The following is an 11,233-nucleotide window of genomic DNA, read 5'->3' on the forward strand; positions in this document are numbered from 1 at the left end:
CAACTTTGGAATGGTTTGTCACACATCTGGAATGAAGAGCTATATGTGGCAAGGCTTGTAGCGGTGGTGTTATTGTTCCTTATTTGGGTTTTCTCATAGGGTTTTCTGCATAGGGAATAGAATTTGGTTTTAGGCTTTACCTAATTAAAGCATTAAACAGAGATTCCAAATTAAAATTTCATACTTATCTTTTTTGATTTAATACGGTATGCATTGCGGTTGAATGTTGTAGCCCGTATTAAAAGAGTGCCCGCACAAGCCAAGCTATCTTATGCTAAAAATGTAGTAAGGCGTTTATGAGAGATAACAGGTCATTAAGATTGGCTAAACTGCGCTTTGCTCATATATTCATGGAAATGCGCGCTGTGCGCAAATTGGATTGTTTAACTTTACCTAAAAACTTTAGAAAACTTAGTGATAGTAATACCTTAGGTAATTTGTTAAAACTATATAAAGTAGATAAATGAGCGCTAAGTCGGTAGAAATATGCGTGACGAGCGTACTATTAAATTGTTATGTGCCAAGGAAAGTACTGTGTAATGAATATTAGCTTCGATGATTATATGGATTCAATTAAGGCAAACAGGAAGTCTATGCCTCCAGAGCTATTTTCTTTTGCATCAAACGAAGACCACTACGAATTGAGTCACCCTCGATCACTTCACGATTCATGGGTATCTTCGCTGTGTACAGAAGAACTTAGAAACAATACACGGCCATTTGAATGCTCGTTAAGAGTGACATTAAAGCTACTTGGTCAACAACATGATAGAACACTAGTGTTAATCTATTCAGATGTTGTCGCCTATGAGTTCTTAGGTTCAGAAAATAGTTTTAACCCAAATGACACTTTCCATGGAGATATATTGGATCATCGCATTAGTATTACTGGCGACGCTTACAACCATATAATTGAAATGCGTTCAGGCTCTATCTTCAAGGTTGTTTTTAATGGGTTCTCTTTTGAAGAACAAAGTAGCACATAACAAAAAAATTAAGTCACTCACTTCGTTCGTTGGGACGCATACATGTAGGGCGGCTTCGCCATTGTGCCCCACTTGCCTGTGCCCCTTATTTAAAAGTTATAAGGCATGGTCATAGTATGGTTAAAACAGAAAAGTTGCTACTTCGTCAGTGGACAGAAGATGACTTTCTTCCTTTCGCAGAAATGTGCAACGACAAGGATGTTATGGAGTTTTTTCCAAAACTTCAGACGCAATCAGAAAGCCATGAAATGGCAAAAAAAATTCAGGCCTTGATCGAAGATCGAGGTTGGGGGCTTTGGGCAGTGGAAATTCCAAATCAATATAAGTTTATTGGTTTTGTCGGCCTGCACATTCCCAAAGACAATATGCCATTTTCGCCATGCGTAGAAATTGGATGGCGGCTTTCTAAGCAGCATTGGGGTAAAGGGTACGCAACGGAAGCTGCTACAAAAACACTCGAATATGCGTTTAACACATTAAATTTAACTGAGGTTGTATCGTTCACTACTTTGGCTAATGTTCGCTCTATGGCTGTCATGCAAAAAATTGGTATGCGTAATAGCGGTCAAAACTTTATGCATCCAAGCATTGATGTCTCGCATCCACAATGTGAGCATGTACTATATAAAATAAGTAAATCAGAGTGGCAGCAAAATGCCTTATAACAAGCACATTAAAAATCGCCCACAAAAAACGTGGGCTGGACTCGCTAACGCTCGCCTTTTATGTGGGCGTTAGCTGAAATAAATCCGAAACTAAGTTCATTGCATAAAGACGAGACATGGAAAGATCAGTAATTTATTTAGATAGCAATGTTGTGATCGATACGATTGAAGGTCGTGATAACGAACTAATGGCATTGCTGCTTCGTAGCCTATATGTCGGCCCTTATTGTTACCCATTTTCTGCGGAGTTGATTGGAGAGGTTACTGATTTAGAAAGAGAGGAAAGGAATCAAGCTAGATTAATGTACATTGGAGATCTTAGTAAAAGGGTATATTTTGAAAACTCTTTTACAAGCATTGGCTTTAAGTATGAAAACCCCGAAGAGGTCTTTAAAACAATCAACGACGTAGATGTAGGAATTGATGTCAACAAGACATTTGCGAATATGATTTCGTTTGAACAGATATCGGAGTTACGTACAGAATACAATCTCGATCCAAGTTTACTGAACAATATGACCCCCAAAGATGCTCTGGCATGTATTGATAGTAAAATTGAGAATTATCCATATGAAGTCAAGGTTGGCGCACCAAGCCCTCCAAAAAGCTTACGAGATATGATAACTACTGTATCAGCTATTTGTGAGGAAAGTTTTAAGGATGTCGGAAAGGGGCTAGGAGAAAAAGCCGAGCATGATCCAAGCAGAAAGGATCTAGTAATGTTTTTTTCCTTACTTGACAGCTTTGGGTACTGGAGTGACCCAAAGAAGAAGTATGAAAAAGGATCTCGATTGGTAGATGCACAGCATGCTCTAGTAGGTTCTTATTTCAATGCAATTGTTTCGAGAGATTCCCACTATGTTCGTAAGGCAGAAGCTGCATACGAATATATGGGCATTGGAACAAAGGCTTATACAACAAGTGAGTTTAAACAACATTTGCAAACACTGTTAAGCTAACAAGCGGCTCCACGCAGATGACCAGACCTGCGCGGTTTTTGTGGTTTCGCTACGCTACACCTTAACACAAAAACCACTCCGGTTTGGCCGCTGGTGAGCCGGGCGTTAGCTGCTTTGAGGTCAATCATTAGTAAGGTGTCATAGTGAGAATTTTAGTAACAGGCTCTGCCGGTAGAGTCGGGCGTGCAATCTATATTAAATTAATGCGCACCCATGACGTGGTTGGCATTGATAAAACGCCTTGCTCAACAGCCGATTACATTGGTGATATTCTTGATAGTGATTTGATTGATCGGGCTCTTAAAAATGTTGATGCCGTCATTCATACAGCGGCTCTTCACGCTCCCCATGTTGGTTTAGTACCTGATTCAGCGTTTCAGTCTATCAACGTAGACGCGACCGAGAAACTCGCTCTGGCTGGATTAAAAGCAGGTATTAAGCACTTTATTTTTACCAGCACTACTGCATTGTACGGCTATGCTTCAACACCTAAAGGTATTGCAGGTTGGATTAATGAAGACGTTACTCCTCAACCCAAGTCGATTTATCATAAAAGTAAAATTGCGGCTGAAGCTAAGCTAGAAGAAATTTCAAAGTTGTTTCAGCTTCCAGTTACTGTGCTGCAAATGTCGAGATGCTTTCCTGAACCTGCGGATTTAATGGCAGTATTTCGCCTTACTCGTGGCATAGATGCTCGTGATGTAGCAAACGCACATTTATGTTCTGTGGAAAAACGCTTAAGTGGTTTTAATCGTTTTATAATCTCAGGCGCTACACCTTTTCAACTTTCTGATTGTGAAGCGCTATATACTGATGCTGCATCTGTCATCGAGCGTCAATGTCCTGACATCGCGCTGGCATTTAAACAAAGAAATTGGCAACTACCTCAAAGCTTAGATCGCGTATATGATTCATCATCTGCATGTGACAAATTAGGGTGGTCACCTATACATGGTTTTAAAAGCGTTTTGGAAATGCTAGATACTGAAATACCTGAAGTATTGCCAATTTTGAAACGCAGCTAACAAAGCAATTAAGAGTGATTCGGCATGGGTAGCATTTTTACTATGCATTGGTTTTAACATTAGGCAAAGCGAGTTCGCCCTCAGTACACTTTATTAAAAGTTTTTACTTTGCCCCTAAAGCCGTTTGCAAGTTTAGTTTATCGATAGCGGCCTGTACTAGCCCATGGCCCATATTTTGTTCACTAAGTTTCACTGTAATTAATACTTTCAAGCTAGTGGAGTAAGTACCAGCTTGATAAGTAACTTTCAAAGAGTGTGTATAGTCATACTGTTTATAACAGCCCTATTAAAATAGCCCCTGTATTAAACGTAACGTGTAACACAGGGGCTTTATAGTTTTAGCTTAACCGACTAAACACTAAACGCATTAAAACGAATATTGCAGCCTTAATGAGATTGCGTTGCCCGATGTGATAGTACCGCCCGCCTCAAAGTAATCGGCTTTAATGTAGTCGGCCATAAATTTTATGTTTTTGTTTACGGTGTAGTTAACGCCGAGGGCGTAGGTTTTAGCGTCTTGGTTTTCTTGTTTGAGCTTAAGTAGGCTGTAGCGGCCTGTAATTTCCCAGCCTGGCTCTGAGCTTGCGCCTAGTTTTGCGTTTTTATATTTTCGGTATCCGCCTGATAGTTGATAACCAAATTGCAAATAGCCGCCTTCGTAATCATTGGTTGACTCTTCAATACTGGTTACTTGTGCTTGTTGCCACTCGGCCATCATGGTAAATCTGTCTTTAAGCCATAGTAGCTCTACGCCTTGTTGCGAGAGGCTATCGGCATTAATTTTATCGCCTTCTATTAATGAGTCGGCGGTATAAACTTCAAGTGGTTCATTTACTCTAAATTCATTGCCATCGTATTGCCTCTCACTAAATGCGACGCCTAAGTGTAATAAGTTAGTGTTTTGTTGCCACGGCACCCAAGCTAAACGCCCTGTAATAGCAGACGTTGCTTCGTCTTCGTCGGGCTTGTAATAACCTAGTTGCCAATTTACTGAGGCTATGTCTCCCGATAGGCTAATACCTAAACTACGCCCTGGTGAAAACGCTTCGCTTATCATGCTGCGCTCAAGCATTAATAAATTACGAGAGCTGGTTAGTTTTTCTAGGCCAAAGCCTTCTTTTTGCTGACCTATTGTTAAATCGGCAAATTTCCAGCCAGAGTATTCTAAATAGGCGTCTTTTATTTCGGTTTCGCCATCGGCAAAGCCAAGCTGAAATTTACTTTTCCAGTCTTTGCTTATGTCTGATTTAAAACTTAGGCGAGCGCGGCGTATTTCAGAGGTACTTTCTGAGCTATTGCTGTTGTATTGATCCTCTAATAATGAGGTATCAAATTTGTTGTAGTCGAGCATGATATAGCCGCTTAGGTCTATATCGTCGTTAATTTTGGCAAAGCTTGCGTTACTTACAAAGCAAAGTGCTGAAAGTGCCGCATAAGTGATCGTTTGTTTAGAGGTCATGTTAGGCTGCCTTTGCTTGTTTATTAGCTAAGTAACTTACTTTTAGTTGCGCTACATCTCTTAAAAAGTCGATGTGTTCTATATCTACGGCAACTACGTTTAGGCCCGTGCGCTGCTTTAAATCGCTTATTAGTGTGGCTTGGTTTTGCGGGGTTATGTTTTCTATGCGCTCGTAGCAAACACTTTGTACTTCGTAGCGTTTTACAAATACGCTTGAGTCAATTAAAAAGGCAATTAAGCAAATTATGCCATTAAGAATGCTTAGCTCAATTAAGCTCATTTGCCCTACAGAGGTGAGTAATGCAATTGCGGTAACGAGGAATAGGTAGGTCATCTCTTTAATAGAAATAGACTCAGTACGGTACCTAAGCATGGTAAACACAGCGAATAGACCAAAGGCAAATTCCATCGACATATCAACGCCATGCAGCAAAAAGGTAATAATAAACACGCCTACGCCAAATAAAATAAACGAGCCTGCTACTACCGCATTTTTACTAATACGAAAGTAACAGCCATAGCAAAGTACAGCCAACGATAAGATGTTTACTAAAAAGCGGGAAAGAAAAATAAGATCCAATTTTGTCATTTTAATTATTCTCTAAAGGTAGTGGTTTAATGCTGTGTAGCTGTTTTATGCGTGTTAAAACAGATTTAAAACGGTTTGCTTTTAAGCGCTCTGGGTAGAGTAAAGCGCAGCCAATGCAGTACTTACTGAACGAAACTGGAAAAATGTGATGTTTGCTCATTAGCCTGTAAAAGGGTGAGTGTTTTGTTTTTTTACTCTGCTTAAGTTCAGCAATAAAAAAGCCAGGCAGGGTTATTTTTTTATCGCCTTTTGGGGTGTTGTACCACAGGTTAAAATCAAGCGTTAAGCGCTCGGCTTTTTCTTCGTTAGCTAAGGCTATGCGGTTATAGCCGCTTTGCTGTGTTACGTTTAAATGTGCAAAGTTGTTTTGCATTTGCTCTTTAATAAACGCCGTGGTGTTAGCGTGCTGGTTATTTTTTTCGAGCTTTATACGTGTTTTAACTGTGCGGCTTTGGTTGTTTTTTAGTTTTACTTCTAGGTATTCGGTAGCTGTATCAACGTAACGCCTTTGGCGTACTTTATAGCGATTAAGCTTTCCGTTATGGTGGGCTGTATATAAATCAAGTTTAGGGGTGTCAAAATACTGATTATAATAAGAAAAAAATCGTTTTCCTTGTATATCTAGCACACGATAATGACCTTGAAGGTGAGCGAGCAACTCCGGTAAAAAAGACAGTGGCAACATAAACTTGCTGTCTACACGGTTCATTAAATTAGCGTTATTAAGATCGTTTAACCCATAACCTTCAAATGGGGTGAGTAGATTTTTAACCTGTATTGAAAGCGCATCGGTTGACTGCGTTTTTGCAATTGTGGCGGGTTTAGTTTTTGCATTTATTGCAGTCAGTACTGCAGATGAGGCTGAAGCATCCTTTTCAAAAAATTCATCCTTAATTTGAGTTTGAATGGTCATAATTTTCTCAGATTATTAAATTACAAAGTAATAAATTGCAGTACCTGCATGGGTGCATGCAGGTACTGCTAAAAGGATGGATTATTATCTAGCGCAAAATCCGCTGCCGTCGCCAGCTGAAGGTAATGAGCCATCAAGCTGCGCGGCCATATTTGCTACGCGGTACTGCATAAACGACGTTAAGCCATAAAACTGCCCTGTAGTTGATGTGAGGTTTTGCTCAAAGTAATCTGAGCCATAAAAACTGGTAGGGTCGTTTTGTACGTGCTCACGAATTAGGTCGGCTATTTCATTTACGCGGGCACTAAAGGTGTCGCTTGAAAGTGAGCCATTAATAAGCTGTGTTAAGTAACTGTGGTATGTATCAAGGTTATTTTGATCAGCAAATACATTAGCAAGCATTGGGCGTTCATTTAATGCGCCACTTACGGGCTCATCTATATAAAGCTCTCTTATATCTACGCTGTTACAGCCCATATTAAAGGTGCCGAATGATTCGTTAAAATCCCATGGCAAAATGCTAAATACACCGTCTTGGTCATAAATATAATAGTTATGAGCAAGTGTACCGTGGTAACTATCAAGGTTAGATAAAGAAGTACTTACCGACATATAACGTAAAAGCGTGTCTATATCTATGGCGCTTGTTTCGCCGTTATCGAGCGATTCTACAAAGTTAATAAATGCGCCATTATCGGTGGTGTCTTCGTTGGTTTGCAGGTTTATATCGGTGTAGCTTTGTATGTCGTCACCTAGCCATAGTAAATCGCTGCCTGTGCCATCTGGCTTGTATAAATCGCCATTACTGTTGGCAAAGTGTTTTTCAACAAATTCGCCATCTACGGCTTCTACCATTAAGTACAAACCAAATAGTTCGCCGTTTACATAAAAGTTAACGTAGGCATGCTCAGGCGTTGGCACGCCCATTTCATCCATTAGCTCGTAGGCAATTACTTCACGCATGTACGACGGGTCGTTAAACGAGTTTTGTAGTGTGAACTTTTTTAGTCCAAAAAACGTTTGACCCGACACATATTCGTTAATGTCGACCTTAAAGCTGTAGCGGTCACTGCTTGAGTTGGCAACGCTGCTTAAGCTTGAGCCGCCTTTTGTGCGAATAGCCACGCTATCGAGTGTTACCCCATTAAAGGTAATAGCGGTTTCGTGATATTCCTCATCAAGTGGGTTATCTAGAATGTCTTGCCAGTTTTCGTCGCTAATTGTAATAGAAAGCGTATTAACCGCTGTAGGTGTAAAGGCGGTTGCAACTGTATTTTCACTACTTGGGGTAGGTGTTAAAAATGCATGGGTAAAATCGGTACTGCTACTTAGGCCGTAACTAAAACCTGTGGCTACATCGCTCTCGTCCCAGTCAATGTAGTCAATTACTTCATCGTTGAGCATTAAGCTAAGCTCGTCTTCTTTGCCTAGTTTAAAGGGTACGTAGTAAGTACCTGGGTCTTCATCGGTGGCATAAATAGTAATGTATTGGCCTGCGTATAAATCTATGTCGGGCAGGGTAACGGGGTCTATGTCATCGCTTTCATCAATAACGTGGTAGTTGGCTAAGTTAATTGTATTTTCGCTATTATTGTATAGCTCAAACCAGTCGTTGCCATCGTCTGCGGCACTTGCCACTATTTCGTTAATAACGAGAGGCCCGTGAGTTGCCTGGCTGTTTGAGCTAAGCTCTGTTGGAGTGAGTACTGTAGTTGCATCGCTGCCATCTGGGTAGCGGCCATAGCTGTAACCACTTAGCGCTTGGCCTTTATTCCACGATAACTGCTCTATAATTACATTGTTACTGTAAAGGCTTACGGTATCGCTTGAGCCTAATTTAAACGCTACGCTTGGTAGGTCGCCTAAATCATCAGTGCTTGCGTAAATACGGTAAAACTCACCAGGCGATAATGTAATATCAGGTAGAGAAAATTGCTCGTTATTGTCATCACTTAGTGTGTAGTCGGCTAAATAAACATCGCTACTGCTTGTTGCATAAAGTTCTATCCAGTCCTCACCGCCGCTGCTATCTTTTGCTACTACTTCGTTTATACGCAGTGGCGCATTTTCAGCAATTAAGGTGGTAACAAGTGAAGAGGTATCTGCTGTTTGGTTAGCTGCGCCCTCTGTTGGCGCTAATGTTTGCGCTGTACCGGTACCATCGGTGTATAGGCCGTAGCTAAAGCCTTCAGCGGCTTCGCCTTCTTCCCAATCAAGTACAGAGACGGTAGTGTCGTCCTCGTATAACGTGACTGCATCGTCGCTACCTAATTTAAAGGTTACGTAATAACCGTTGTCGGGCGGTGTGTCGGTTTCATCAATGGCTTGAATAACAATAAACTCACCTTGCGAAAGCGATACAGCAGGTAAAGTTTGAGGCTCTCTGTCGGCGTTATCATCAACAAGTGAAAATACCGATAAGTCGGCTATGTCTGCAGTGGCGTATAGCTCAACCCAATCGTAGGTGGTGTCGCTTGGGCTTGCGACAATTTCGTTTATAACGAGTGTGCCGGTGCTGGTGGTTGTTGATGATGAGTCAGTTTGCTCTGAGCTGGTGTCGCTACTTTGTTCACTACCACCACAACCATACAAAAAGGCAGTAGAGGCAATAACTGAATAAAATAGCATGGGTTTTATATTCATTGATGCGATCTTTTTAATTTTTTTAACGTCGCAAAACTATAAAAATAGAAGGTGCAAACAATGTGTAAACATTCAGTAAGTTACGTTTTTGTGATGATTTTATGAAGGGTTTTAATAAACTGTGATGAGAGGCTTTATACTGTGCATTAACCTCACAGCTAGGCTGTGATTAGCATGTGTATTTATAAAAAAGCAGATACTGCTATAAGTATCTGCTTTATAAGGGTGTAGGTTATAATTAAGCGTGTGGTTTAACTAAGAATTTTTCGCCAGTAGCTTGTTTAGAATAAGCGGCAATTGACTCTAATTTTAATACCTCAGCGAGGGTAACCTCATGTGTATAATTGCTTGCAAAGGTGGTTGTTATTTCATCTGCTACACGTTTACGCATTTTTATTACAGTTTCAGTGCCTAATTTACCTAAGGCATTAAATAGTAAAAAGCCACTTACAGCCCATGCAAAACCAAAATTACGATTAAGCGTAATAGGCCCGCGATCTAACGCACCATATATATATGCTTGTTTAAACGTGTCTGAGCCATATAGGCTGTGCTCTTTCATATCGCGTGCGGCCGCTACTTCCATACAATTTAGTATATCGCTTGTTAATTGGCCGCCACCAATTGGGTCAAACGAAATAGTCGCGCCAGTTTCAATAATGGCCGCTGTTAAATCGTCAATAAACGTATCACTGCTTGAATTTACAACGTATTTAGCGCCCATATTACGCAATAGAGTTTCTTGCTCTGGCTTGCGTACAATATTAATTAAATCAACGCCATCGGCAATACAAATGCGGTTTAACATTTGCCCTAAATTAGAAGCCGCTGCTGCATGAATAATAGCTTTGTGGCCCTCGGCGCGCATGGTTTCTACCATGGCTAGTGCGGTAAGCGGGTTTACAAAAGACGACGCTCCCTCTTTAGCGGTAGTGCCTTCTTTTAATTCTAAACAGCTTTGTACTTTAGTACATAAATACTGACGATACGTACCACCACCAATAACAGCCACAGTTTTACCCATTAATGCTTGTGCCGCTGGCGATGAACCCGCAGCCACTACTTTACCAGCACCTTCATTGCCTACGGGCACAGCTTTACCTACGCGTTTTTCAAGCGATGGCATAAATTGCGCAGGTACATTTGCTGTAATAACAGGGCTGTGATCAGTTCCCGTTTGTTTTGCTGTGCTCATATCGGCTGCGCTAAATAGCACACCTAGATCAGACGGGTTCAGCGGTGCGGCTTCTATACGTACTACCACTTCATCGGCCTGTGGTGTTGGCATATCTATATTTTTTATAGCAAGCGTTAGGGTGTTGTCGTTGTTAATTGTTGAAGTAAGTTGTGTATTTGTATCTGTCATAATACTGTTCCTATAAATTGAGAATGGGTAGCGTATAGCGTAATTACTTGCTTTGAGCTGCCTGTATTTGTGCTGTTACCTTTTGCATAAACTCAGACATATTTGCTTGGCGATCTGCTTCTATTTTCTGAGCAATGGTCAACTGGCTCATTTTTGCTTGCCACTCTTTCATACCAGGTATTTCGGCCAGTACATCCCAATTAAGCTCTTTTGGCGTAAATGCGTTAACCACTGTATTTACGTAGTAAACATAAATATCTGCCATGCTAAATTGTTCGCCTGCTATCCACGGCGAAAAATGCGTTAATTCACAAAGGGCGTTTACACCGCGCGTTAAAAGCTTGCGAATGTCGTCTTTTACGTGTTCAGGGGCAGGGGAGCCTGTAAATACATACGGGATTAAGCGCCTGCTTGGCAATTCAAAGTAAAGCTCACTTATTTTCATTATTTGGCGAACAAAAGCACGCTCGGCTGAATCTTCAGGGTAAAGCGTGTTGTTTGGGTAGGTTTCTTCAAGGTAGTCGCAAATAACGCTCGACTCTGCAATATTTAGCCCATCAGCGGTGGTAATAGCCGGTACTTTTCCCATAGGGTTTATAGCTAAAAACTGCTCGTCGTTGTTGTATAT

10 protein-coding genes are annotated in these 11,233 nt (G+C 40.9%); 4 read left to right on the forward strand and 6 right to left on the reverse strand.

All coding sequences use genetic code 11. The features are described 5' to 3' along the window. The first annotated feature begins 539 nt into the window (after positions 1-539). The 4 genes from CWC17_RS11465 to CWC17_RS11480 all read left to right on the forward strand — a co-directional run bounded on the left by CWC17_RS11465 (position 540) and on the right by CWC17_RS11480 (position 3,635). Positions 540-986: a hypothetical protein gene (locus tag CWC17_RS11465; RefSeq protein ID WP_138612960.1), complete on the forward strand. Its 447-nt coding sequence runs from the start codon at positions 540-542 to the stop codon at positions 984-986. A 116-nt stretch (positions 987-1,102) separates the two neighbouring features. Continuing rightward, positions 1,103-1,651 (forward strand): GNAT family N-acetyltransferase, encoded by a 549-nt coding sequence (locus CWC17_RS11470; RefSeq protein ID WP_138612961.1) that lies wholly within the window; start codon positions 1,103-1,105, stop codon positions 1,649-1,651. Positions 1,652-1,767: 116 nt separating this feature from the next. Continuing rightward, complete coding sequence (locus tag CWC17_RS11475) at positions 1,768-2,610, forward strand: hypothetical protein (RefSeq protein WP_138612962.1); 843 nt, start codon at positions 1,768-1,770, stop codon at positions 2,608-2,610. Positions 2,611-2,753: 143 nt separating this feature from the next. After that, the gene (locus CWC17_RS11480; protein WP_138612963.1) at positions 2,754-3,635 is read left to right on the forward strand and encodes an NAD-dependent epimerase/dehydratase family protein; all 882 of its coding nucleotides are present in this window, start codon (positions 2,754-2,756) and stop codon (positions 3,633-3,635) included. A 367-nt stretch (positions 3,636-4,002) separates the two neighbouring features. On the opposite strand, the gene CWC17_RS11485 is transcribed toward CWC17_RS11480, so the two are convergent. The 6 genes from CWC17_RS11485 to CWC17_RS11510 form a co-directional block, all read right to left on the reverse strand. Then, positions 4,003-5,094 carry an OprO/OprP family phosphate-selective porin gene (locus CWC17_RS11485; protein WP_138612964.1) on the reverse strand — a complete coding sequence of 364 codons (1,092 nt, stop codon included), beginning with the start codon at positions 5,092-5,094 and terminating at the stop codon, positions 4,003-4,005. A gap of 1 nt (position 5,095) precedes the next feature. Continuing rightward, positions 5,096-5,683: a DUF4956 domain-containing protein gene (locus tag CWC17_RS11490; RefSeq protein ID WP_138612965.1), complete on the reverse strand. Its 588-nt coding sequence runs from the start codon at positions 5,681-5,683 to the stop codon at positions 5,096-5,098. 1 nt (position 5,684) lies between these two features. Then, on the reverse strand, positions 5,685-6,596 hold the full coding sequence (locus CWC17_RS11495; protein ID WP_138612966.1) for a polyphosphate polymerase domain-containing protein: 912 nt from the start codon (positions 6,594-6,596) through the stop codon (positions 5,685-5,687). 84 nt (positions 6,597-6,680) lie between these two features. Beyond that, a complete protein-coding gene (locus CWC17_RS11500) occupies positions 6,681-9,239 on the reverse strand; it encodes a CotH kinase family protein (protein WP_138612967.1) in 2,559 nt (852 codons plus the stop codon). A 238-nt stretch (positions 9,240-9,477) separates the two neighbouring features. Beyond that, positions 9,478-10,605 carry a zinc-binding dehydrogenase gene (locus tag CWC17_RS11505; protein WP_138612968.1) on the reverse strand — a complete coding sequence of 376 codons (1,128 nt, stop codon included), beginning with the start codon at positions 10,603-10,605 and terminating at the stop codon, positions 9,478-9,480. A 43-nt stretch (positions 10,606-10,648) separates the two neighbouring features. Beyond that, the coding region (locus tag CWC17_RS11510) for a glutathione S-transferase family protein (RefSeq protein WP_138612969.1) at positions 10,649-11,233 on the reverse strand (585 nt) is incomplete at its 5' end.

The organism is Pseudoalteromonas sp. S3785, assembly GCF_005887365.1.
Taxonomy (GTDB): Bacteria; Pseudomonadota; Gammaproteobacteria; order Enterobacterales; family Alteromonadaceae; genus Pseudoalteromonas.